The sequence below is a fragment of the Extibacter sp. GGCC_0201 genome (genome assembly GCF_017566055.1).
In the GTDB taxonomy this organism is placed as follows: domain Bacteria; phylum Bacillota; class Clostridia; order Lachnospirales; family Lachnospiraceae; genus Extibacter.
Genome location: NZ_JABFCH010000014.1, coordinates 78023 through 100874 on the forward strand (window position 1 = coordinate 78023; position 22852 = coordinate 100874).

A 22852-nucleotide genomic window follows, 5' to 3' on the forward strand; every position below is an offset into this window, starting at 1 on the left:
TCCTCCTTCACGCTACTGTCCGATAAATGCAGTGATATTCTTTTCATTTAACACAAAATCATAATAGTTAAGGTCCAGACGCTTCGTCCACCCAATCGTATTCCAGAACGCATTTCCAATGTCATTCTTCGTAAATGCTATGAGTGATACTTTGCTGACTTCTTCCTTTTTTAATGCTTCCATCGCCATGCCTACCATGGCTCTGCCGATGCCGCGGCGCCTGTAGTCTTCATCCACGCAGACATGGTACAGGCATCCCCGCCGGCCGTCGTGTCCGCACAGGATGCTTCCGACCACTTTGTTGTCCTCTACGGCTACGACGCTTGTCGTAGGGTTTCTTTTCAGGAAGCGTTCCACCCCCTCCCTGGAATCGTCCACGCTCCGCAGGCCGAATCCGCGAATCTTTGTCCAGAGGGCATAGACGCCGTCATAATCCTCAATTGTCATTATCCTAACCATATCTTACCTCTTTCCTATCCTTATGGTATCCTGTCCTTATGGGAACAGCGGGACAAAGGCAAGCCCCTCGTCTTCGGGCAGTCCGAACATCAGATTCATATTCTGTACGGCCTGCCCTGCGGCGCCTTTGACGAGATTGTCCATGGCTCCCATCATGATGATACGTCCTGTCCTCTCATCTATCTTAAAGTTCACATCCACATAATTGCTGCCTTCCACCCATCTCGTCTCGGGACAGATATCCATCTCAAGCACGCGGACGAACTTCTCGCTGCCGTAGTATTGTTCATATACTGCCCTGACTTCTTCGTAAGCGGCCTTCTGCTTGAGGGATGCGTATGCGGTAACGAGTATTCCCCTGTTCATGGGCACAAGATGAGGGGTGAAGTTCACAAGAACCTGCTCCCCGGACGCTAGCCCGAGCTGTTCTTCAATCTCCGGGGTATGCCTGTGGCCCGCCACGCCGTATGCTTTTATATTTTCATTCACTTCGCAATACAGGTTGCCGACCTTCGCACCCCGCCCAGCACCCGATGTTCCGGATTTGGCATCTATAATCAGCGTCTTCATATCTATCATGCCTTCCTTCGCCAGCGGATAGATGGACAAGAACGAGCATGTCGGATAACAGCCCGGATTCGCCACGAGCCTCGCATTCTTCACGGCCTCCCGGTTCACTTCGCACAGGCCGTATACCGCTTCCTCAATAAACCGAGGGCTTTTGTGCTCTATCCCGTACCACTTTTCGTAAGTCGGCACATCCTTGATACGGAAGTCCGCGCTCAAGTCAATAATCTTTGTATTGTCCAGCATCCCTTCGTTAACGACAGATGCGCAGAAGCCCTGCGGTGTGGCCGTAAAGATTACATCCGCCTTCTTCGCCAGCTCCTCCATATTGTCATCCAGACAGGAATCCTCCACAATCTCGAACATGTTCCTGTAAATATCCGCATATTTCTTGTCTATGTAACTTCTCGAGCCATACCACACGATTTCCGCATCCTTATGCCCCGATAAGATTCTCACCAATTCGCCCCCGGCATACCCGGTAGCACCGATAATTCCAACCTTGATCATACGTTCTGCATCCTCCTTATAACCACGATACACCAGGTACACCAATGCATTTTTATACCCTGGTACCAATAAATACTATACCAAAAAATCCTAAATGTCCAGTTGGGACACGATGATTTTAATTTGGGACGGGGTTTTTCTAAAAAACCTCCGTCCCCAACTGCACTTGAACTTAAAGGGCTTGCATAATCATACAACATAAATGCATAATATGCAAGCCCTTTTCCATCTTTTATTCTTATTCAGCTATGGGCGTGTCTGTCCGTTGCCGAATATAACATACTTTACTGTCGTAAGCGCCTCAAGCCCCATCGGCCCTCTGGCGTGCAGCTTCTGGGTACTGATACCGATTTCAGCGCCAAACCCGAACTCATGGCCGTCCGTAAATCTCGTCGAGGCATTTACATAGACGGCCGCCGCGTCTATCTCATTGTGGAATTTCAGCGCATTGTCATAATCGCGTGTTATGATAGCTTCCGAATGGCCTGTATTATATCTATTGATATGGTCTATCGCTTCTTCTATAGAATCTACCGTCTTGAGCGAGATGACGGTATCCAGGTATTCTGTTCCCCAGTCTTCTTCCGACGCCGGTCTGATTCCGTCTTGTATCGAAACTGCACGCTCATCTCCCCGTACTTCAACCTGCTTCTGATGAAGCCTTTCATATATAAGTGGTACAGCCTTCTCGGCTATACGGGAATGTACGACAAGAGACTCGCAGGCGTTGCACACGCCGAGGCGCTGTGTCTTGGCATTTTCGATGATATCCGCCGCCATCTTGATATCCGCCGACTCATCCACGTAGATGTGGCAGTTTCCTGTCCCGGTCTCGATGACCGGAACCTTGCTGTTTTCCACCACATTGGCGATGAGTCCGGCCCCGCCTCTTGGTATGAGCACATCGATATATTCTTTCATCTTCATCATCTCTGTGACGACGGTCCGGTCTGTATCCTCCAGCAGCAGGACCGCATCTGACGGCAGCTTCTCCTTTGCCAGCCCGTCCCGTATCACTTTTACAATCGCCTTGTTAGAGTTGATGGCATCCGAACCTCCCCGGAGTATCGCCGCATTACCTGTCTTGAAGCAGAGGCCGAACGCATCCGCCGTCACATTCGGGCGAGATTCATATATGATTCCCACAACGCCGAGAGGCACCCTGCGCTGACCAATCTGAAGCCCGTTCGGGCGTACCTTGACACACTCCATCTTTCCTACCGGATCCGCCAGCATCGCTATCTGCTCAAGCCCTTCCGCCATAGACTGGATTCTCTGGCTCGTCAGAAGCAGGCGGTCTATGAGGGCCGGCTTCATCCCTGCTGCTTTGGCGTTCTTAACATCCTTATCGTTTTCCACGAGCAGATATCCCATCTGCTGCCTGAGCTCTCTCGCCACAGCCTTCAGCCCCTCGTTCTTTTCCTCCTGCCCGAGAAACTGCACTCGCCTCGATGCTTCCTTTGATTTTCTACCAATTTCCTGCACGTAATCCATAATATTGTCCTCCCCATTCAGTCTGCCTGGCCGTCTTTCTTTTATCTGAAATAACTCTTTCTGATATATCTTTCTCTGAAACGTCTCTTCTCACCGCTTCTTTTCTAATTGCCTCTTTTTTCATACGTTTCGCCTGCCTCCGGTACTGCTCCCGCTCAGGCGCCAGCTCGTTACCGCCGGTATATCCGCTGCCCCTGGAAAGAAACAGCGTCCCAACCTTCTTCCCGGCCATAATATCATTAATCGTGTAGATGTTATCTCCGTTTGCGATAACCATATCCGCACCGGCATCCGTCGCAATCTTGGCCGCCTCAATCTTGGTGGCCATCCCTCCGGTCCCCACGGATGAGCCTGCGCCTTTACCCATCCTTTCAAGCTCACTGTCTATCCTGCCGACCGTGTGCACGAATCTGGCACACGGATTTTGCTTTGGATCATCGGTATACAGCCCTTCTATATCTGACATCAGTATAAGCAGATCCGCCCCGACGAGGGAAGCTACATGTGCGGCCATCGTATCGTTATCGCCAAAGTTGCCGTATAGTTCTTCGTCTACCGATATGGCATCGTTCTCATTTACGATAGGCACGACATGCATGGCTGCCAGCCTGTCAAACGTATTCCTGGCGTTTGCCGCGCACGCTTCATTTGTAATGGATTCTTTCGTCAGCAGCACCTGGGCGGTCAGCTGGCTGTATTCTGCGAACAGCTTCTCGTACATCATCATCAGTCTGCCCTGTCCGACTGCCGCACATGCCTGCCGTACATCTTTTTCCTTCGGCCTGCTCATATACCCAAGTACGTTCCTGCCGATTCCTACCGCACCGGAAGACACGACGATAACCTCTTTTCCTTTGTTGCGCAGATTAATCAGTATTCTTACAAACTTCTCCAGCTTATCCAGATTGATGTTGCCGGTCTCCGGATATGTTATGGTAGAAGTTCCTATTTTGATTACAATTTTCTTTTTTTCTTTTAAAGCCTGTCTGAAATCCATCATTCCACTCTCCATTCTCCTATTCAAAAAAAGAAGCGGGAACAAAAGCATACCGCTACGCTTCTGTTCCCGCACATCCTCAGTCAAAAACCACCTGATTGAATATAAGGGTATTAAAGTAACTATATCCTTTCTACATTACACAGTATTGAATTTTATGCGTGAAATACCCCGAGGGGATTCGGGCAGCACGGCACAAAAACAACACTGCTTGCAGAAAGCAGAGGAGAGTTTACGTTATTTATGATATCCCTGTGAAACATGGTGTATAAACTTTTCATAATAACCGCTCCTTGTTGTATCACAATTTGTTCTATGGTTTCTTATTTTTTTAACTATTTTACATGATTCATCCCATTTGTCAAGCATAGATTTTATTATTCATTCATATTCTGTGTATATAACGGCCTTTTTATACATTATATTTGTATAATATACATTAATTAACTTTATTTCCATTTTTTCTTGCATAAATATAAAATATGGTGTATAGTAGTCTTTGCAAACGAGATTGCTTACATTACAAATATACAAAATATACAAATATTACATATCAGGAGGATTCATATCATGAAAGAAAAAGTTGTATTGGCATACTCAGGCGGACTGGACACTACTGCAATCATTCCATGGCTCAAGGAAAATTTTGACTATGAAGTCATCTGCTGCTGCGTCGACTGCGGACAGGGTGAAGAGCTGGACGGACTGGAAGAGAGGGCGAAATTATCCGGCGCTTCCAAATTATATATTGAAGATATTGTGGACGATTTCTGCGATAATTATGTAGTGCCATGCGTGCAGGCTCATGCCGTTTATGAAAATAAATATCTGCTTGGCACGTCTATGGCGCGTCCCGCAATTGCCAAAAAGCTTGTAGATATCGCAAGGAAAGAGGGCGCCACCGCAATCTGCCACGGCGCAACGGGCAAAGGAAATGACCAGATTCGATTTGAACTTGGTATCAAAGCGCTTGCTCCTGACATCAAAATCATAGCGCCATGGAGAATGACCGATGTATGGACGATGGAATCCCGTGAGGACGAGATTGAATATTGCAAGCAGCACGGCATCGACCTCCCATTCGACGCAAGCCAAAGCTACAGCCGTGACCGCAATTTATGGCACATCAGCCATGAAGGCCTGGAACTTGAAGATCCGGCGAACGAACCGGATTACGGGCATCTGCTCGTGCTCGGAGTGACTCCCGAAAAAGCTCCTGACAAAGGCGAGTACGTCACTTTGACATTTGAAAAGGGCGTGCCAAAGAGCATCAATGGCGATTCTATGAAGGTATCTGACATCATACGCAAGCTGAATGAGCTAGGCGGCAAGCACGGCATCGGAATCTGCGATATCGTAGAGAACCGTGTCGTGGGCATGAAGTCCCGGGGCGTGTATGAGACGCCGGGCGGTACTATCCTCTATGAAGCGCACCAGCAGCTTGAGGAGCTAGTATTAGACCGTGCTACTTACGAGACTAAGGAAGAGATGGGCAACAAGCTGTCCCAGATCGTATACGAAGGCAAATGGTTTACACCTCTGCGCGAAGCAGTCCAGGCGTTTATCGAAAGCACCCAGGAATATGTGACAGGCGAAGTCAAGTTCAAGCTTTATAAAGGCAATATCATCAAGGCCGGAACCACTTCTCCGTATTCACTGTACAGCGAATCACTGGCTAGCTTCACGACAGGAGAACTGTATGACCACCATGATGCCGAAGGATTCATCAACCTGTTCGGCCTTCCGCTCAAAGTGCGGGCGCTGAAGATGCGGGAAGCAGATAGCAAATAGTAGGAAAGCCCTCTTGTGTGCAGCACAAGGGGGCTTCTTTAATACTGTTATAAGGTTTTAGCCGGTCAGACGCTCAGGCTTTTAAATACCCTTAGAACATTGCCGCTCCATACCTTATCTAGCTGGCCTTCACCAAGTCCCTTTTTCTTCAGTGCTTCCCAGAGCAAGGCCATATGTCCCACGTCAGGTATATCAAGCACATCCATTCCGTCAAAGCCGTCAAAATCTGTTCCGATTGCAGGAAATTCGCTGCCGCCTACATCTATCATATGCATGACATGTGCCGTCATCTCCTCAATCCTCGATTCATTCTTATCCCCAAGAAAGACACCATACAGGTTGAGTCCGGCTATGCCGCCTGCATTTGCCAGCTTTCGGATCATTTCATCCGACAGGTTCCTTGGATGGCTGCACAGCGCCCTGCAGTTAGAGTGGGATGCCACGACCGTTCCCTTCGCATACTCCAGCACATCTCTGAACGTGCCGTCGGAAGCGTGTGACACATCAATAATCATGCCTTTGCCGCTCATCTTTTCTACGACCTCTATTCCGAATGGCTTAAGCCCCTGCCACATGACGGAAGAATCCCTGCTGTTCGGATATCCGATACAGTTCTCATAATTCCACATAAGCGTCATCAGCCTTACGCCATTGTCGTACAGTGTGTCAAGCCTGGATATGTCACCGTTCAGCACGCCACCTTCCTCCACGGTCAGCACTGCAGATATCTTCCCCTCACGCGCGTTCTTATATATGTCGTCTGCCGACGCTGCCAGGGCAATATCATCTTTATGTATAACGGTCTGCTCTTTCAGGTACCGTGCCATCTCAAGAATGTGGCTGTAGCACGCGTCATATCCGCCTCTATCCTTAAAGTCATCCAGATAGCCGAAGCAGGCAAAAAACTGCGCCAGCGTATCAGCCTGCCTCATGCCTGGAATCGACACGTCACAGCTGCCCGTCATCAGGTCGCCTTCACCTCCCAGATCCATAAGCTTCCATATGGTATCACAGTGCATATCAATCAATTTCATATTTACCGTCTCCTTCACATACGTTCTAATGTAAGTTTCTATATAACAATATACTCCATTTGCAGAGAAAATGAAATTGTACGATCCATAATATCACTTAAATAGTTCAAAAAGGAGGGCTTATGAATCCTGTTATCGGAATTGTAACCTGTGGTTTTATGAATGAGCGGCAGTTCGTGCCGCAGACCTATATCCATGCCGTGGAAGCATCCGGCGGAATACCAATCCTGCTGCCGTGCATGACTGAGGAAAGCCTTTACTGTCACGATACCGACATCTGTGACGGCTTCCTGTTTTGCGGGGGTGATGACATTACCCCCTTCTTATTTGGTGAAGAACTGCTCACAAACCAGGGGCATACAGACCTGATTACGGACAACTTCCAGCTATCCCTCATGCGGCATATTATCTCGGCAAAGCTTCCCCTTCTCGCAGTCTGCCGCGGCATGCAGATATTGAATATCGCCATGGGCGGATCAATATACCAGGATATATCGCTGCGTCCGTGCCCTTCCATCAATCATGTGCAGCTGTCACAGCTGAGAGAGGATGTAAGCCACAAGGTTACCTTCTCATCTAATAGCATGCTATATAATATTTGCGGCGATTCCATATATACGAACACATTTCATCACCAGTGCATCAGAGCCGTCGGCGAAAATCTTCGGATTACCGGCATCACTTCCGACGGCGTCATAGAGTCTGTCGAGTCTGTGACGCACCCCTTTACGATAGGCGTACAGTGGCATCCTGAATGCATGTATTCCGTGTCTACTCCGATGCAGAATCTCTTCCTGGAATTAATAAATTTTTCCAGAAATTCCAAAGTAATCCATCTCGTATAATGCTGGAGCTTGAGGGCATACTAACAAAGAATCAATAGGTATAAAGGAGGAGAAGCAAATGTCCGAAATATCAATCTTAGACTTACAGAATTTACGGCACCTTATCGGCGGCTACGACACATCCCACTGCAAAATGACTGAATATGCCAATGAGGCAAAAGATCCGGAAGTTAAAAAGCTGTTCCAGGATGCTGCCAATTCAGCTATGAAAAACAAACAGGATTTAATGAAATTCTTATAGGAGGAAATCAGTATGTTTGACGACAAGACGATGGTATCTGACGCTTTAACAGGCGTAAACGGAGAGCTCACAAAATTTGGTGAGATGATTACTCAAACTGAAAACAAAGAATTAAAGCAGTGCCTGAAACAGTTGCGCAATGAATGCGAAATGTCTCAGGAAAAGCTCTACCAGGTAGCTAGGGAAAAGAGCTACTATGTTCCTGCAGCAAAAGCTACGCAGGAAGAAGTTGATCATGTCAAGAATGTCTTGACAAATCTCTCAATGAAATAAAACCAGACCTCTCTTTGCAAAAAACAGCCGGAACGTAATATCCGGCTGTTTTTATTATGCTCTGATATGTTCAGTTCATTGCATCAGGGACTTATCTTTAGCTGTTATAGCAAGAATGTGTGAAAGATGTTAAATATATACCCGACAATAATTATTCCTGCCGTGCAGATTGCCGTGAACAGGACGAGCAGCTTTGTCTTTACCACCTTTTTCAACATTATCAAAGACGGCAGGCTTAACGTTGTCACAGCCATCATGAAGGCGAGCACCGCTCCCAGCTGCGCTCCCTTGTCAAGCAGGGCTTCCGCCACCGGTATCGTTCCAAAAACGTCTGCATACATCGGCGTGCCAGCCAATGTTGCCAGTATTACTCCTAATGGATTCCTGCTTCCCAGTACGGATACAATCCAAGACTCTGGAATCCAGTTATGGATGGCAGCACCTATGCCAACACCTGCGACGATATATGGCAGCACGCTTTTGAATGTCTCTGCCATCTGTTCTTTTGAGATACGTAGTCTGTCCTTGACAGTCATGGCACATGAGCCGCTATCCGAATCATCAGAATGTACCGCAGTATTTACCACGTATCTTTCCATATGAAGCTTTTCAATCAGCATTCCGCCGGCTACTGCGATAACTAGCCCTACCACCACATAAGCCGCCGCCACTTTCACGCCGAATATGCTGATAAGCAGGACAAAACTTCCCAGATCTACCATTGGCGATGATATTAAAAATGAAAATGTCACTCCAATCGGAAGTCCTGCATTAGTAAATCCTATAAAAAGCGGTATGGAAGAGCAGGAGCAAAAAGGGGTTACGGTACCTAGCAGGGCAGAGACTATATTCGCTCCTGCGCCATGAAACCTCCCTAATATCTTCCTGCTCCTGTCAGGCGGAAAATAACTCTGTATATAAGATATGACAAATATGAGTACACACAATAAGACTGTAATCTTTATGGCATCATATAGAAAGAAATGTATGCTTCCTCCAATTCTGCCGTTAACATCCAGGCCAATATCTGTCAACAGCTTTTCTATCAGACTATTCATCCACTCCATTCCGAGCAGCTCGTTTTGGATAAATAAAAAGGCTGACTTTATTTTATCCATTTATACTCCCTCCGTTTCTGCTTTGCGCTAACTATCATATCGAATTTTTTCGATGTATTTTGGATAATAACAGCCATCTGTCGATGGCTGTTATCTGCTTCATCATTCATAATCTGCCACATTTCGGACTGTCAGTTCCAGCAGCCGCCGTGACGCGTGTTTGCTGCCAGATTCACTAATCCTGTAATAGGTCCATTTCCCCTCCTGCCTGCTTACAACAATGCCCGATTCGCATAGTATCTTCATGTGATAGGATAAAGACGACTGCCCGATGCCCATGCAGTCAGTCAGCACGCAGGCACACTTTTCCCCAGTCCCCAGAAGCTCCAGTATATGCAGCCTTTTTTCATCACACAAAGCCTTGAATATCCTAGCATCCCGGGTATAACCCTCCGCCATATGCAGCACCTCACATCAAATTATTTCGATATATTTATGATACTTCATTATACTTCCCATGTCAACCTTCCACATCAATTTTTTTTGATTTGTTTTATGTATCAATATTTCCCTGTTCAACATTCGGCATTATAAATTCATTGAGGGCATGCTCCCATAGGCTTTCTGAACCCGCTCCGGTACATTCGTTCCGCTTCAGTATCTGCTCCAACCTAACCTGATGCTCCCGCCATGCTTTTCCGTCCGTCGCCGCATTGAGCATCACCGGCTGGATGTTGTCCATGGCCCGGGCAAATCTTGCCTCCGGCGTCTTCCGCTCCTCGAACTCTTCCCAGAGACACCTCATTCTACTGCACTGATCCTCAGGAAGCAGGCCGAATATCCTGTCTGCCGCCTTTTGTTCCCGTGCCTCCTGCGTGGCTTTCGCCGCCTCGTCATATGCATATGTATCACCTGCATCAATCTCCACGATATCATGTATGAGCAGCATAGATACCGTCTTGAGCACGTCTATTTCTTCGTTCGCATATTCACTTAACAGAAGCGTCATTATCGCCATATGCCAGGCATGCTCCGCATCGTTTTCTTTTCTTTTTCCATCAGAAAGATAGGTCTGTCTGCCGATAAACTTCTCCTTATCTATCTCTCGTATAAATTCAAACTGCTGTTCCAGCCGTCCCATTTTCCCAACCTCCACCACATGTAACAGTCATTTTCTACAATTCTATTTCCAGCCCTGTCCCTACTTCGCTTACAGGAAGCGTCTCCTTCATCTTTGCCTTCACGTCAAAGGATACGCAGTGGCATGGGTAGAGCATATCAGCATTGAGGCGGCCGAGATATCGTATCGTATCCTCCAGCCTTTCATCCACACGAAACAAGTGGAATCCACCGATGATGCCGGCAATCCGCGTCTCATTGCACACGGCTTTTGCCTGCTCCACAATATTGCAGATACCGCTGTGGGAGCAGCCTGTGACGACGAAAAGCCCTTTGGACGTCGTAAATGCTATAGCCGAATCTTCCATCACATAATCGTCCTCCCACACGCCGCCGGCTTCTCGCCTTCCTATCGGCTTCCGTGCCTCGAACTCAAGCCTGTCTGGAATCTCACCGAGAAATACACATCCGTCCCCTATCCAGACCGGCTCCCTGCCAAGCTTCATTCTGCACAGGCTCCGCATCTCATCTTCCGTTAAGGGGGCGCCGATATTCCCCTCCGCAGCCTCCCTCTCTCCAAAGCAGCCCGGATGGGCAACGAGTTCCACCCGCTTCAGGTCAAAGCGCTCTTTCAGATAAGCCAGACCACCGGTATGATCATTGTGTCCGTGGGACAGGACAATATGAGTAAGACTGCCAAGGTCTATCCCCATCTTATCCGCATTATACAGAAATGCATCCGAATATCCGGTGTCAAAGAGGATTCTGCTATTACCCGACTCAATATAAAATGACAAGGCTGGTTCCCCAAGATAATATTGATCAATATATGTATTGTTGTCAATCAAAACACGAAGCTTCATACACTCACCTGCTCCCTTCAAATATATTTTACTGCAAGTATACGCCAAAAATAAGCAGCCGTAAATAGGGACAGGTCAAAATGAAATGGGGACGGAGGTTTTTTAAAAAACCTCCGTCCCCATTTCATTTTGACCTGTCCCTATGCACTTCTTTCGAACTGTGAGTTGTACAGTTCTGCATAGAAGCCATTTTGAGCCAGCAGCTCTTCGTGGTTCCCCTGTTCTATGATATCGCCGTCTTTCATGACGAGTATCATATCTGCATCCCGGATAGTCGACAGCCGGTGCGCGATGATAAAGCTCGTTCTTCCTTTCATCAGGTTATCCATCGCCTTCTGTATCCTGACCTCTGTTCTCGTATCTACGGAGCTTGTGGCTTCATCCAGAATCAGTATCTTCGGATCTGCAAGGATAGCCCGTGCTATGGTGAGCAGCTGCTTCTGTCCCTGGGACACGTTGCTTGCTTCCTCGTTCAGTTCCATATCGTACCCGCTTGGAAGTGTCTGGACAAACCGGTGCACATGTGCCGCCTTGGCCGCTTCCACGACTTCCTCATGGCTGGCATCCAGCCGTCCATATCGGATATTGTCTTCTATGCTTCCTTTGAAAAGCCATGTGTCCTGAAGCACCATACCGAACATCTGGCGCAGTTCGCTTCTGTTGAAATCTCTGATGTCGTGTCCGTCCACCTTGATGGAACCACTGTTCACATCATAGAACCTCATGAGCAGCTTAACCATGGTCGTCTTCCCCGCTCCGGTCGGACCTACGATGGCTATCTTCTGTCCCGGTTCTACCCTGGCACTGAAATCATTGATAATCGTATGGTCCGGATTATATCCGAAGTGTACATGGTCGAATTCTACCCTGCCCTCCAAGCCATCAACAGATACCGGTTCCGGCACAGTCTGGTCTTCTTCTTGCTCTTCCAGGAAGGCAAAGACCCGTTCGGAAGCCGCGGCTGTAGACTGCAGCATATTTGCCACCTGCGCCACCTGCTGTATCGGCTGCGTAAAGCTACGCACATATTGGATAAATGACTGGATATCCCCGACCTCAATCGTCTTCTTGATGGCCAGGTATCCCCCCAGAATAGACACGCCTACATAGCCAAGGTTACCGACAAACTGCATGACCGGCATCATCATGCCAGACAGAAACTGTGATTTCCACGCTGACTGGTACAATATTTCGTTGGTATCGTCAAATGTCTGGATGACATCGCCTTCTTTATTAAATACTTTGACGATATTATGTCCGCCGTACACTTCTTCCACCTGTCCGTTGATATGCCCCAGATACTCCTGCTGTGATTTAAAGTATTTCTGGGACTTCTTCACGATCAGTGATATGAGCCCCATGGAAATCGGCAGTATGAGCAGGGCAATCAGCGTCATAAGAGGGCTGATGCTGAGCATCATCACAAGTACACCGATGATTGTCGTTACGGAAGTGATGACCTGTGTCGCACTCTGGTTCAGACTCTGCCCCAACGTGTCGATATCATTCGTAATTCTGGATAGTATTTCACCGTGGGTCATTTTGTCAAAATAGTTCATCGGCATACGGTTGATCTTCTCCGATATTTCTTTTCTCAGCCGGTACGTCATCTTCTGTGATATCCCTGTCATGATATAACCCTGGATAAATGAAAATGCTGCGCTGACCGCATATAGGCAGAGCACGGAAATCAGTATCATTCCGACCTTGGCAAAATCAATGCCGCTTCCGCCGGACACCTTGCCTACCAGCCCGTTGAATATCTCCGTTGTTGCCTTTCCTAGAATCTTCGGTCCCACTATGCTGAAAACAGTGCCTCCGATAGCAAAGATGAAGACAAAGAATATGGCTATCTTATACTTGCCCATGTAATTCATGAGCTTCTTCATGGTTCCTTTAAAGTCTCTGGCTTTTTCTCCTGCCATCGCCGCTCCGTGAGGACCGCCCATCGGGCCCCGGCGTCTTTCTGTCTGTCCCGTTTCTGCCATGTTAGCCCACCTCCTTCATATCTTCACTAAGTTCTTTTTCTGAAAGCTGAGAAGAGGCAATCTGATAATACGCGTCACAGTTCTTCAGCAGTTCCTTATGTGTGCCGATGCCTGCTATCACTCCGTCATCTAATACGATAATCTGCTCCGCATGGAGTATCGTGCTGATTCGCTGCGCGACGATAATCACCGTACTATCTGCCGTCTTCTCCTTCAATGCATTCCTAAGCTTTACGTCTGTCTTATAATCAAGCGCAGAGAAGCTGTCGTCGAAGATATATACCTTCGGATGCTTCGCGATAGCCCTCGCTATAGAAAGCCTCTGCTTCTGGCCGCCGGATACGTTGGATCCTCCTTGGGAAATGGCGCTTTCGTATTTCTTCTTCTTACTCTCAATAAATTCCGTCGCCTGGGCTATTTCGGCTGCCTCACGCATCTCTTCCTCGTTACCGCCTGGATTGCCGTACATGATGTTGGAAGCGATGTCGCCGGAAAACAGTATCCCTTTCTGGGGCACAAAGCCAAGCTGGTCGCGGAGTTCGTGCTGTGAGATGCTGCGTACATCCGTTCCATCTATCAGTACCTGCCCTTCCGTCACGTCATAGAATCTTGGAATCAGGTTCACAAGCGTAGTCTTTCCGCTTCCCGTACTGCCGATGATAGCTGTCGTCTGTCCCGGTCTGGCGGTAAATGTAAGATTGTGGAGGACATCTTCCTCGGCGCCCGGATAGCGGAAAGATACATGGTCAAATGTAACTTCACCCCTGCCATCCTGCGGCAGCGCTTCTGCATCTTCCGGGTCATGAATCAGCGTACTGCTTCTCAACACTTCATCTACACGGACTGCGGATACTGCCGCTCTGGGAAGCATAACAGATATCATGCATATCATCAGGAACGACATGATAATCTGCATCGTATATTGTATAAATGCCATCATATCTCCCACCTGCATCGTGCCGTCATTCACATTGTGCGCTCCGGACCAAACGATGAGTACCGTGACCCCGTTCATGATGAGCATCATCGTCGGCATCATAAACGTCATCGCCCTGTTGACAAACAGGTTAACTCTCGTCAGGTCCATATTTGCTCTGTCAAACCGCTTTTCTTCATACTTCTCAGTGCTGAATGCCCGGATAACCGGAAGACCGGTCAGGATTTCCCTTGACACAAGGTTCAGGCGGTCTACGAGATTCTGTACCGTCTTAAACTTCGGCATGACGACAACGAACAGCACGACGACGACACAGAGTATCAGACCGACTGCCAGGCCAATAATCCAGGACATATCGGCATTCGTGTTAAATACCTTCCATATGCCGCCAATAGCCATGATAGGCGCGTACAGTACCATACGCAGTATCATGACCGTCAGCATCTGAATCTGCTGGATATCATTTGTACTTCTTGTTATAAGAGAGGCGGTAGAGAATTTGTCAAATTCTCCGTTGGAGAAACCGACCACCTTTTTAAATACATCCCCCCGGATTCCCCGGCCTACCGATGCACCTACTCTTGAGGCCAGCAGTCCTACAAGTATGCTGGCCATCATGCCAAGCGCTGCCAGCGCGAGCATTTTCCCACCGGTGGTCAAGATATAAATGTTCTGCTTGTTATCCGTGTCTATCCCTATGTTGCTGTACGCATTTTTGATGTAAGTCGTAGCTGCCTGCTCAATCATCGTTTCCGGCATAGATACCATATTCTTTTCAATCTGGGCGACTGCTTCATCCCGCTGATCGGGCTCCATATTTTCAAATATCTCAAACATGGACATGCTGTCCACATCCGGAAGCCGGGACTGGGCCTGCTCCACCGCCTGCTGCTTCATCTGCTCTTTTGCATCCTCAGGCAGATTCTGCCCTGCGGTCTGCGCCTCTATCTGCTCGTTCACCTGGGCTTCGACCTGGGTCTGCATCTGGCTCTTCATCTGAGACTTCATCTCATCCTGCATTTTCTTCGTCATATCGCTGCCGGACTCAAATCCACTGACGAGAAGCATCGGCCTGCCAAGTATTCCAGAGAGCTTATCAAGCTCTTTCCTGTCATCTCTGACCGCATGTTTCAATGTATACACTTTGCCGTCATAGTCATGGTTTTTTTTGCTGGCCGCATATGCGTCTTTAACTGCATCTTGTCTGTCAGATGCCACAAAAAGGAGCAGCTTATCAAGATCCTCTTCTCCGATTTCTTCCGGTACCGTCTCGCTGATGCCGCCCTGCTGTATTCCTACATTAACGATATCAGAAGTGTATGCCGGCAGCGACAGGTCACAATATGCCTGGACGATAAGTACACAGAGAATGGCAAAAACCGCTCCGACATAAGGTTTTAAAAATTTTAACAGTTTACTCATATAATGCCTTTCCTTTCCTGTTTATATTCTGTCTTTTAGTACAGGACGTGTACGCTCCATAATAAGCGCCATGTCCAGGCCCCGGAATTCCTTGGAATCGAGAAGGTTCTCCTGCATCTGAAGCAAAAGCCTTCTCAGCAGCATCTTTTCTTCCTGCGTCATATTTTGATAGAGGACTGCCTCCATCTCATCCATCACGGTTCTTATATCCTTAACACAGCTTTCCCCTTTTTCCGTGAGTAATATCCTTATAATACGCTGATCTTTTTCATCCGGCTCTTTTTCAATGTATCCACGGGTCTCCATCTTGCGCAGCGCAACGGTCATAGATGGGGGCGTGATGCCTATCCTTTCAGCCAGCTCCCGCTGGGAAAGCTTCCCATTACAGGACAGCACAAACAGAATCCCTGCCTGGCTTGGCTTCAGGTCAAAATCATCCAGACGCTTAAACGCCTGATACTTGCTCATATGAATCAAACGATGCAAAATCACAAAGACTGGTACATCATCCTTATGTGTGTTCATTCCGCACCTCCTTCCAAATAATTAGAAATCTAACAATTATATTATTCACCTTTACTATAAAAGTCAACATATTTATATTTATTTAATAATTATCTGATATTTTTCACAAATAATTCATTAAACAACTAATTAAATTCATCATTCAGGTACAGGTCAAAATGCAATTAGGGACGTAACCCTTTTGAAAAAGATCACGTCCCCGTTCACAGTATAAACACAATTATAATTGTTCGGAATCTAATATTATCGTAAACGGACCATCGTTTGTGAGGCTTACTTTCATATCTGCCCCGAACTGTCCTCGTTCTACTACTTCTACCTGTTCTTTACATCTTGCTATGATGTATTCGTACATCTCTTCTGCCATCCCGGGCTCCCCTGCTTCTATGAAGCTTGGCCGGTTGCCTTTTTTGCAGTTGGCGTACAACGTGAACTGGGATATGAGCAGCAGCTGCCCGCCTACGGTGTCCAACGAAAGGTTCGTCTTGCCCTGTTCATCTTCAAAGATGCGCAGCCCCAGCATCTTTCTGACCATCTTGTCGGCAATTTCTTTCGTATCGCTGTCACATACGCCGATAAGCACCATAAATCCTTTTCCTATCTGTCCCACTACTTCTCCATTAATCTCCACACTGCTCTCGGACACTCTCTGTACTAAAAACCTCATTTTCCTTCTCTCCTCTTATTCAGCCAAAAACATGGCCCTTAATAAAGCTTTCCCGCTCTCTGTCACAAAAATGTGCTCCAAGGCGTTCCGCACTGCTTTTTCATTGATTCCATCCTCGTTTTCAAACAGGTTCACAAGGAAATCCGCTTCCACCAGTATCTGATAATCCATACCGTCCATGTCTGAATAAGTATGGTGATGTCCGACCAGATAGCGGACCCGCTCGATAAGCTCCTCGTCATAGCCTATCTCCGCAAGCATCTCTGCGGCTTCATCCGGGCCAAGCTCCTCCTGGTGCTTCCCCGCGCTGTCGCCATATATCTCCTCGCTCCGACGGATGCCGATATCATGTACGGCCGCCGCGACTTCCAGTATATGCTGCATCCGGCTGTCCAAATGTTCCATCTCGCCAATCATGCGGGAGTAGGCATACACTTTCATAAAATGCTGAATCCTGTGCGGCTGTCCCGCATAATACTCCGTCATCTTCATCAGCAGCTCATTATCCATATTGCATTTCCTCCTTCTTCCTCTCCGGCAGCTGCGCCAGTATGATTGCCGCGAACATGAGCACGCAGCCAGCCGTCTCCCTCACGGACAGCGTCTCTCCCAGCACAATCCAGCCTGCAAGTACGGAGAAGCATGACTCCAGGCTCAATATCAAAGAAGCGATAGCCGGATTCACATTTTTCTGCCCTATAATCTGTAATGTATATGCTACTCCGCAGGAAAGTACGCCGGCGTACAGAAGAGGCAGCCAGCCCTTGGCCATATCCGTTATCCTCGGCGTCTCAAGCGCATACATCGGTACGATAGAGGCAGCTCCGCACACGAAGAACTGGATACATGCCATCTTGACCCCGTCGACCCTCGGTGAAAAATAATCAATTACGAGAATATGTACTGAAAAGATAAGCGCACCCAAGAACAGCAGCACATCCCCTTTCCCCACCGCAAATGTCTCGGTGATGCATAAAAAATACAGTCCGGTCAATGCTAAAATTACTGCTGCCCATACTTTGATTCCAGTTTTCTTCTTAAGAAATATACCCAATACCGGTACGATTACAATATAAAATGCCGTGATAAACCCGGCCTTTCCGGCTGTCGAATACTGGATGCCGAGTTGCTGCATGCTGCTGGCGGCAAAAAGGAGAAGGCCGCATACAACGCCCCCCACTATCAGGTCTTTCCTGCTCCCAACGGCCTGCTCAGCACCGCGGCCCCTTTCATTCATTTTTCCTAATATAAATATGCATGGCAGTAGCGCCGCCCCGCCGATGAAGCTGCGCACCCCGTTAAAAGTAAACGGTCCCAGGTAATCCATCCCGACACTCTGAGCCACAAAAGCCGTCCCCCATATGAAGGCCGTCATTACAAGCATGATTGCATTCTTTGGTCTCATCATCTCTCACTCCGCTAAAGTTCTCTTCGTTCCGTCTCAAGTAAGCAACAATCGTATTATAGCATAACACAAGAGAAATTACACCTGTTTTCATCTCCAGAAACGGCGTATAATGACAGCAGGAACATATTACAGACAAGAGGTGACAATTTTGATAACATACAACCGTCTCCATTACAACCGCATCTACCTTATATGCGGGCTCGCAATGGCGGTCAGCGAAATCTGGAAACAGCTCTGCCTGACCTTTATCGTGAATCACGGGCACTACTACTGGTGGTACTTTCCCTTCCAGCTGTGCAGCATACCGATGTACATCTGCCTCATACTGCCATGGGCAAAGTCTGTCAGACTGCGTAAGATACTGCTTACGTTCCTTATGGACTTCGGCATGCTCGGAGGCATCTTCGCCTTCTTTGACACAAGCGGGCTCCACTACTCCTATGAGCCGCTTACCGTCCACTCCTTTGCCTGGCACATTCTGCTCATCTTGCTTGGCCTGACTGCAGGGCTTTCTCTTGAAAGCGACTATTCCTGGAAAGGCTATGCAAGATGTTCGGCCCTTTATGGAGGCACGTGTATCATCGCAACTATATTGAATATGGTGCTTTACCGGTTCGGAGCCATCAACATGTTCTATATCAGCCCACATTATTATTTAACGCAAGTCATATTCAAAGATATTGCAGAGTTCCTAGGGAATACCCCCGGTATCTTCATCTATATTGCATCCATCGTGTCAGGGGCCTTCGTCTTCCACCTTATCTGGCATCTCATTTACAGAAACAAAAAGGCATAAATCCACGCAATTATCAGAAAACTCGGGGAATTTTGAAAGGGGTCAGACCCCTCCCATACATGGGGGTCTGACCCCTTTCAAAATTGTTCCAATTTACTGCATTCCCCAGTATATTTTCTCTGCCGTTACAGGCAGTTCCCGAACTCTGACCCCAACCGCATTAGCCACCGCGTTGGCGATAGCGGGAGACGGCGTATTGATGACAATCTCGCCGATGGATTTTGCGCCAAATGGACCGGTGGGTTCGTAGCTGCTCTCAAATTCCACCCGAATATTTCCCACGTCGAGGCGGGTCGGAATCTTGTACTGCATGAAGGAATTGCTGTAATTCTTCCCCTGAGGTCCATATACGACTTCTTCGAAGAGGGCCATGCCGATTCCCTGTGCCAGACCGCCTTCTGTCTGTACACGTGCCAGTGCGGGGTTGACGACCGTCCCGCAGTCCACTGCCGCCACATAGTCTATCAGTTCGACCTGTCCTGTCTCTTTGTCCACTTCCACTTCCGCCATGCCGGCCATGAACGGAGGCGGAGACACGGGAGAGGAAAATGCCTCGCTGGCATACAGGGCATCCTGGTTGCTGCACATCGCCCTGTTCCCTATCTCCGCCCGGGATATCGTCCTTCCGGTCTTCAGATCGATAACGTCCTCTCCGTCAAATTCCGTATCATCAGGACTGCAGCCGAGATACTGGGCCCCTTTCTCACGGAGCATATCCCGCAGCTTCTCACACGTGCGCACGACGGCCATGCCGGTCACATAAGTCGTACTGGACGCGTAAGAGCCGGTGTCATAAGGCGAGGCGTCCGTGTCCACACCGTGTACGATTATCTCTTCCATACCGCAGTCCAGACATTCTGCCGCTATCTGTGCGAGAATCGTATCACAGCCTGTTCCCATATCGGTAGCACCGATCATCAGGCTATAGAAACCGTCGTCATTGACCTTGATACCGACAGACGCCGTGTCCACGCCCGATATGCCGGACCCCTGCATCGCAAGGGCGGCTCCGACTCCGCGCACTTTTCCATTCCCCATATCCCGGCAGGGGTACTTCTCATCCCACCCAATCATCTCTTTCGCCCGCTCAAGGCAACGGCCGAGCGCACAGCTGCCGGCTCTCTCTCCATAGTATGCAGGCATCATCTGCCCTTCCCTTACTATGTTCTTCTCCCTGAATGCAACCGGATCCATTCCAATCTGCGCAGCCAGCTCATCTACCGCCGACTCCACCGCAAAGATGCCCTGGGTGGCTCCATAGCCTCTGTATGCCCCGGCCGACATCACATTCGTATACACCACGTCATAGGCAAAACGAAATGCTTCTGTCTTACCATAGAGAGGGATGGACTTATGTCCGGACAGGCCCACCGTCGTGGGTCCATGCTCCCCGAATGCCCCTGTATTAGACAGCGTATAGACATCTATCGCTTTTATGATTCCGTCCTTGTCCGCTCCCATGCGCACGCGCACTTCCATCTCATGCCTTGGAGAAGATGCGGTAAGCGACTCCTCCCTCGTATATATCATCTTGGCCGGCTTTCCTGTCGCCCATGTCACAAGAGCCGGATACACTTCTGATACTACCGTCTGCTTCGCACCGAAGCCCCCTCCGATTCTCGGCTTGATGACCCGGATCTTAGACTTCGGTATATCGAGGGCATTAGAAAGGATTCTTCTGACATGGAACGGGACCTGGGTGGATGATACTACGTTCAGCCTTCCATAAGCATCCATATGAGTATAAGTGCGGAATGTCTCCATCATGGACTGCTGGTTCGCCTGCGTATGGTAAGTCTTATCCACGACATAACTGCATCCTTCCAGCACCTTATCTACATCTCCGTCAACGCACGTGCCACTGGCGCACAGGTTCCTCTTATTGTCCGCACCGACCGGGCAGAGGCTCTTCCAATTCTCCTCCGGATGGACAAGCACCTCGTTATCCCTGGCGGACCGGAAATCCAGCACAGGCTCCAGCACCTCGTATGTAACCTTGATAAGCCTGAGCGCTTTCGCTACGGCCTCTTTCGAATACCCGGCGACGACTGCAACCGCGTCGCCCACAAACCGTACTCTCCTGTCAAGAATCAGCCGGTCGTACGGGCTCGGCTCAGGATAGGTCTGTCCCGCCATCGTAAAGCGCTTGTCCGGACAGTCCTTGTATGTAAGGATACATTCGATGCCTGCAACCTTCTCTGCTTTTTCCAGGCTTATCTCCTGTATAAGTGCATGTGCGTGAGGGCTTCTCAGCACTTTCACAATCAGGCATTCCTTCGGCGCCAGATCATCGGTATACACTGCCTTGCCGGTGACGAGCGCCTTATGATCTACTTTTCTGACCGATTGATTCACTACCCGCATGCCGGTCCCTCCCCTCTTGTCTGCATATATTTCTGTATCGCGCGCAGCTGCCCCATGTAGCCGGTACAGCGGCACAAGTTGCCGGACAGATATTCCTTAATCTCATCTATAGCCGGATCCTTAAGCTCTCTGGCCATTGCCAGCACATTCATGATAAACCCCGGAGAACAGAAGCCGCACTGCTCTGCTCCTTCTGCCGCCAGAAATGAGCCGAGCTCTGCCGCTTCCTTCTCGACACCTTCCAGCGTGGTGATCTCTCTTCCCTCTGCGGCAGCGGCCAGTACAGAACAGGAAAGCCGTGATTTCCCATCTATCCACACGGTACACAATCCACAGTTTGTCGTCTCGCAGCCACATTTCACGCTGCTGCAGCCCAGATCTCTGAGCACATCAAGCAGAACCGCGTCCTCCCGTATATCCGCCATCGTCTCTTTCCCATTTAATATAAACTGAACCATCATACTTCTGCTTCCTCCGTTACGATTGACGTAATCGCCCTCCTGATCAGGACTTCTGCCAGATGCCTCCGGTAACCGGCGCTCCCTCTCATATTGCTCCCATAGGAGAATTCTTCTGCCGCCTCTTTCGCATAGGCGGCTATCTGCTTTGCATCCGTATCACGAGATATCTTCCATCCCTTTTCCAGAAGCGAAGCCCGCATCGGCCTGGCCCCCACAGATACGTACCAGCATTCCTCGCCGTGCAGGATTCCTGTCACCACGGCACAGGCAAGCACAGGAAAATCCGTCGCTGTCCGGCGCACAGACGCATATCTTATCTTCCTCTTACGCTTCCTTATTATGACAGACACTAATATATCGTTGTCCGGCTTATGGCTGACAAATTCAGACAGCCGGATCGTTCCGCCGTTATACAGCTCCACAAACGTATCCAGCGCCAGCAGGCACGTAAGTACATCTGAGAAGCCGTATCTCCCGTAGATGCTTCCTCCGACGGTGGCCTGGTTGCGGAACTGGACGCCTACGATATGACGGACCGCCTCCTGGATGGCGCCGCCGTACATCTTACGCAGCCCTTCGTGCTGTTCCAGCGTACGCAGCGTACACATCGCCCCTATCTTAATTACATGATCTGTCTCCTCGATCTGGTCAAGCCCGAGACCGGATATATCTATTATCGTCTGTACTCTTGCATTCCCGAGCCGCATCCACATCATGCCGCCCATGACACGGCTGTTCCGCGCCTGATTCAGCTCGTACGCCTCTTTCAGCGTTCCTGCTTTAACATATTGATTTACCGAAAACAAAATATGGCTCCTTTCTCTTCTCCCTCACAGGACGTTATCCGTTCAATAATGTCACCTTGTTTACTGCGTAAAAAAGGTGCAAATGAGTCCAGTCATTCACACCTTGCAATGATACATTTTACCATATATGCACGCTTCATGCAATGGGAAAATCATCTGCCTTCACGGGCTTTTGTAGGATTACAATACATGTGTTACAACTGAATATTTAAAAAGCAGAGATACTG

The 22852-nt window shown here is 48.7% G+C and carries 23 protein-coding genes; 5 read left to right on the top strand and 18 right to left on the bottom strand.

Going from position 1 to position 22852, the window contains the following annotated elements; all coding sequences use genetic code 11:
* Nucleotides 1-12: 12 nt before the first annotated feature.
* From HJV72_RS10880 to proB, 4 genes are all read right to left on the bottom strand, one after another.
* Nucleotides 13-459: a GNAT family N-acetyltransferase gene (locus tag HJV72_RS10880; RefSeq protein WP_208070941.1), complete on the bottom strand. Its 447-nt coding sequence runs from the start codon at nucleotides 457-459 to the stop codon at nucleotides 13-15.
* Between the two features lie 36 nt (nucleotides 460-495).
* On the bottom strand, nucleotides 496-1536 hold the full coding sequence (gene argC, locus HJV72_RS10885) for an N-acetyl-gamma-glutamyl-phosphate reductase (protein WP_208070942.1): 1041 nt from the start codon (nucleotides 1534-1536) through the stop codon (nucleotides 496-498).
* A 246-nt stretch (nucleotides 1537-1782) separates the two neighbouring features.
* Complete coding sequence (locus tag HJV72_RS10890) at nucleotides 1783-3030, bottom strand: glutamate-5-semialdehyde dehydrogenase (protein WP_208070944.1); 1248 nt, start codon at nucleotides 3028-3030, stop codon at nucleotides 1783-1785.
* Nucleotides 3005-4027 (bottom strand): glutamate 5-kinase, encoded by a 1023-nt coding sequence (gene proB, locus HJV72_RS10895; protein ID WP_208070987.1) that lies wholly within the window; start codon nucleotides 4025-4027, stop codon nucleotides 3005-3007. The genes HJV72_RS10890 and proB overlap by 26 nt, the downstream gene beginning before the upstream one ends.
* 570 nt (nucleotides 4028-4597) lie before the next feature.
* Between proB and HJV72_RS10900 the strand changes: the two genes are divergently transcribed.
* Nucleotides 4598-5818, top strand: a complete 1221-nt coding sequence (locus HJV72_RS10900) for an argininosuccinate synthase (protein WP_208070945.1) — start codon at nucleotides 4598-4600, stop codon at nucleotides 5816-5818.
* 65 nt (nucleotides 5819-5883) lie between these two features.
* Here the strand turns inward: HJV72_RS10900 and HJV72_RS10905 are convergent, their stop codons facing one another.
* Nucleotides 5884-6852 (bottom strand): dipeptidase, encoded by a 969-nt coding sequence (locus HJV72_RS10905; protein ID WP_208070946.1) that lies wholly within the window; start codon nucleotides 6850-6852, stop codon nucleotides 5884-5886.
* A gap of 122 nt (nucleotides 6853-6974) precedes the next feature.
* On the opposite strand from HJV72_RS10905, the gene HJV72_RS10910 reads away from it, so the two are divergent.
* From HJV72_RS10910 to HJV72_RS10920, 3 genes are read left to right on the top strand one after another with little or no spacing between them, the layout of a single operon-like run.
* Nucleotides 6975-7697 (top strand): gamma-glutamyl-gamma-aminobutyrate hydrolase family protein, encoded by a 723-nt coding sequence (locus HJV72_RS10910; RefSeq protein ID WP_208070947.1) that lies wholly within the window; start codon nucleotides 6975-6977, stop codon nucleotides 7695-7697.
* Nucleotides 7698-7755: 58 nt separating this feature from the next.
* Complete coding sequence (locus HJV72_RS10915) at nucleotides 7756-7938, top strand: hypothetical protein (RefSeq protein WP_049729237.1); 183 nt, start codon at nucleotides 7756-7758, stop codon at nucleotides 7936-7938.
* A gap of 12 nt (nucleotides 7939-7950) precedes the next feature.
* On the top strand, nucleotides 7951-8211 hold the full coding sequence (locus tag HJV72_RS10920; RefSeq protein WP_208070948.1) for a spore coat protein: 261 nt from the start codon (nucleotides 7951-7953) through the stop codon (nucleotides 8209-8211).
* A gap of 104 nt (nucleotides 8212-8315) precedes the next feature.
* On the opposite strand, the gene HJV72_RS10925 is transcribed toward HJV72_RS10920, so the two are convergent.
* From HJV72_RS10925 to HJV72_RS10970, 10 genes are all read right to left on the bottom strand, one after another.
* Complete coding sequence (locus HJV72_RS10925) at nucleotides 8316-9329, bottom strand: permease (RefSeq protein ID WP_208070949.1); 1014 nt, start codon at nucleotides 9327-9329, stop codon at nucleotides 8316-8318.
* A 102-nt stretch (nucleotides 9330-9431) separates the two neighbouring features.
* Nucleotides 9432-9728: an ArsR/SmtB family transcription factor gene (locus tag HJV72_RS10930; protein WP_208070950.1), complete on the bottom strand. Its 297-nt coding sequence runs from the start codon at nucleotides 9726-9728 to the stop codon at nucleotides 9432-9434.
* Nucleotides 9729-9822: 94 nt separating this feature from the next.
* Nucleotides 9823-10410, bottom strand: a complete 588-nt coding sequence (locus HJV72_RS10935; protein ID WP_208070952.1) for an HD domain-containing protein — start codon at nucleotides 10408-10410, stop codon at nucleotides 9823-9825.
* 34 nt (nucleotides 10411-10444) lie between these two features.
* Nucleotides 10445-11251 (bottom strand): MBL fold metallo-hydrolase, encoded by an 807-nt coding sequence (locus HJV72_RS10940; RefSeq protein WP_208070954.1) that lies wholly within the window; start codon nucleotides 11249-11251, stop codon nucleotides 10445-10447.
* Nucleotides 11252-11391: 140 nt separating this feature from the next.
* Complete coding sequence (locus tag HJV72_RS10945; RefSeq protein WP_208070956.1) at nucleotides 11392-13239, bottom strand: ABC transporter ATP-binding protein; 1848 nt, start codon at nucleotides 13237-13239, stop codon at nucleotides 11392-11394.
* A 1-nt stretch (nucleotide 13240) separates the two neighbouring features.
* A complete protein-coding gene (locus HJV72_RS10950) occupies nucleotides 13241-15598 on the bottom strand; it encodes an ABC transporter ATP-binding protein (protein ID WP_208070958.1) in 2358 nt (785 codons plus the stop codon).
* Nucleotides 15599-15619: 21 nt separating this feature from the next.
* A complete protein-coding gene (locus HJV72_RS10955; RefSeq protein ID WP_208070960.1) occupies nucleotides 15620-16123 on the bottom strand; it encodes a MarR family winged helix-turn-helix transcriptional regulator in 504 nt (167 codons plus the stop codon).
* A gap of 220 nt (nucleotides 16124-16343) precedes the next feature.
* Nucleotides 16344-16790, bottom strand: coding sequence for a D-aminoacyl-tRNA deacylase (gene dtd, locus HJV72_RS10960; protein ID WP_208070962.1), 447 nt, complete (start codon nucleotides 16788-16790; stop codon nucleotides 16344-16346).
* 15 nt (nucleotides 16791-16805) lie between these two features.
* Nucleotides 16806-17300 (bottom strand): HD domain-containing protein, encoded by a 495-nt coding sequence (locus HJV72_RS10965; RefSeq protein WP_208070964.1) that lies wholly within the window; start codon nucleotides 17298-17300, stop codon nucleotides 16806-16808.
* Nucleotides 17293-18195, bottom strand: coding sequence for a DMT family transporter (locus HJV72_RS10970; protein ID WP_208070989.1), 903 nt, complete (start codon nucleotides 18193-18195; stop codon nucleotides 17293-17295). The genes HJV72_RS10965 and HJV72_RS10970 overlap by 8 nt, the downstream gene beginning before the upstream one ends.
* 151 nt (nucleotides 18196-18346) lie before the next feature.
* Between HJV72_RS10970 and HJV72_RS10975 the strand changes: the two genes are divergently transcribed.
* A complete protein-coding gene (locus HJV72_RS10975) occupies nucleotides 18347-18994 on the top strand; it encodes a TMEM164 family acyltransferase (RefSeq protein ID WP_243765615.1) in 648 nt (215 codons plus the stop codon).
* Nucleotides 18995-19087: 93 nt separating this feature from the next.
* Here the strand turns inward: HJV72_RS10975 and HJV72_RS10980 are convergent, their stop codons facing one another.
* The 3 genes from HJV72_RS10980 to HJV72_RS10990 are packed head-to-tail and all read right to left on the bottom strand — an operon-like array spanning nucleotide 19088 to nucleotide 22625.
* Nucleotides 19088-21358, bottom strand: coding sequence for a xanthine dehydrogenase family protein molybdopterin-binding subunit (locus HJV72_RS10980; RefSeq protein ID WP_208070968.1), 2271 nt, complete (start codon nucleotides 21356-21358; stop codon nucleotides 19088-19090).
* The gene (locus tag HJV72_RS10985) at nucleotides 21349-21819 is read right to left on the bottom strand and encodes a (2Fe-2S)-binding protein (RefSeq protein ID WP_208070970.1); all 471 of its coding nucleotides are present in this window, start codon (nucleotides 21817-21819) and stop codon (nucleotides 21349-21351) included. The genes HJV72_RS10980 and HJV72_RS10985 overlap by 10 nt, the downstream gene beginning before the upstream one ends.
* Complete coding sequence (locus HJV72_RS10990; RefSeq protein WP_208070972.1) at nucleotides 21816-22625, bottom strand: FAD binding domain-containing protein; 810 nt, start codon at nucleotides 22623-22625, stop codon at nucleotides 21816-21818. The genes HJV72_RS10985 and HJV72_RS10990 overlap by 4 nt, the downstream gene beginning before the upstream one ends.
* Between the last annotated feature and the right edge of the window lie 227 nt (nucleotides 22626-22852).

What these genes read in the sequence shown, in the direction of transcription:
- HJV72_RS10940 (WP_208070954.1), bottom strand. Translation starts at nt 11,251, where the DNA reads ATGAAGCTTCGTGTTTTGATTGACAACAATACATATATTGATCAATAT.
- HJV72_RS10935 (WP_208070952.1), bottom strand. Translation starts at nt 10,410, where the DNA reads ATGGGACGGCTGGAACAGCAGTTTGAATTTATACGAGAGATAGATAAG.
- HJV72_RS10980 (WP_208070968.1), bottom strand. Translation starts at nt 21,358, where the DNA reads ATGCGGGTAGTGAATCAATCGGTCAGAAAAGTAGATCATAAGGCGCTC.
- argC (WP_208070942.1), bottom strand. Translation starts at nt 1,536, where the DNA reads ATGATCAAGGTTGGAATTATCGGTGCTACCGGGTATGCCGGGGGCGAA.
- proB (WP_208070987.1), bottom strand. Translation starts at nt 4,027, where the DNA reads ATGGATTTCAGACAGGCTTTAAAAGAAAAAAAGAAAATTGTAATCAAA.
- HJV72_RS10925 (WP_208070949.1), bottom strand. Translation starts at nt 9,329, where the DNA reads ATGGATAAAATAAAGTCAGCCTTTTTATTTATCCAAAACGAGCTGCTC.
- HJV72_RS10900 (WP_208070945.1), top strand. Translation starts at nt 4,598, where the DNA reads ATGAAAGAAAAAGTTGTATTGGCATACTCAGGCGGACTGGACACTACT.
- HJV72_RS10965 (WP_208070964.1), bottom strand. Translation starts at nt 17,300, where the DNA reads ATGGATAATGAGCTGCTGATGAAGATGACGGAGTATTATGCGGGACAG.
- HJV72_RS10905 (WP_208070946.1), bottom strand. Translation starts at nt 6,852, where the DNA reads ATGAAATTGATTGATATGCACTGTGATACCATATGGAAGCTTATGGAT.
- HJV72_RS10890 (WP_208070944.1), bottom strand. Translation starts at nt 3,030, where the DNA reads ATGGATTACGTGCAGGAAATTGGTAGAAAATCAAAGGAAGCATCGAGG.
- HJV72_RS10955 (WP_208070960.1), bottom strand. Translation starts at nt 16,123, where the DNA reads ATGAACACACATAAGGATGATGTACCAGTCTTTGTGATTTTGCATCGT.
- HJV72_RS10915 (WP_049729237.1), top strand. Translation starts at nt 7,756, where the DNA reads ATGTCCGAAATATCAATCTTAGACTTACAGAATTTACGGCACCTTATC.
- HJV72_RS10945 (WP_208070956.1), bottom strand. Translation starts at nt 13,239, where the DNA reads ATGGCAGAAACGGGACAGACAGAAAGACGCCGGGGCCCGATGGGCGGT.
- HJV72_RS10880 (WP_208070941.1), bottom strand. Translation starts at nt 459, where the DNA reads ATGGTTAGGATAATGACAATTGAGGATTATGACGGCGTCTATGCCCTC.
- HJV72_RS10970 (WP_208070989.1), bottom strand. Translation starts at nt 18,195, where the DNA reads ATGAGACCAAAGAATGCAATCATGCTTGTAATGACGGCCTTCATATGG.
- HJV72_RS10985 (WP_208070970.1), bottom strand. Translation starts at nt 21,819, where the DNA reads ATGATGGTTCAGTTTATATTAAATGGGAAAGAGACGATGGCGGATATA.
- HJV72_RS10950 (WP_208070958.1), bottom strand. Translation starts at nt 15,598, where the DNA reads ATGAGTAAACTGTTAAAATTTTTAAAACCTTATGTCGGAGCGGTTTTT.
- HJV72_RS10930 (WP_208070950.1), bottom strand. Translation starts at nt 9,728, where the DNA reads ATGGCGGAGGGTTATACCCGGGATGCTAGGATATTCAAGGCTTTGTGT.
- HJV72_RS10910 (WP_208070947.1), top strand. Translation starts at nt 6,975, where the DNA reads ATGAATCCTGTTATCGGAATTGTAACCTGTGGTTTTATGAATGAGCGG.
- dtd (WP_208070962.1), bottom strand. Translation starts at nt 16,790, where the DNA reads ATGAGGTTTTTAGTACAGAGAGTGTCCGAGAGCAGTGTGGAGATTAAT.
- HJV72_RS10920 (WP_208070948.1), top strand. Translation starts at nt 7,951, where the DNA reads ATGTTTGACGACAAGACGATGGTATCTGACGCTTTAACAGGCGTAAAC.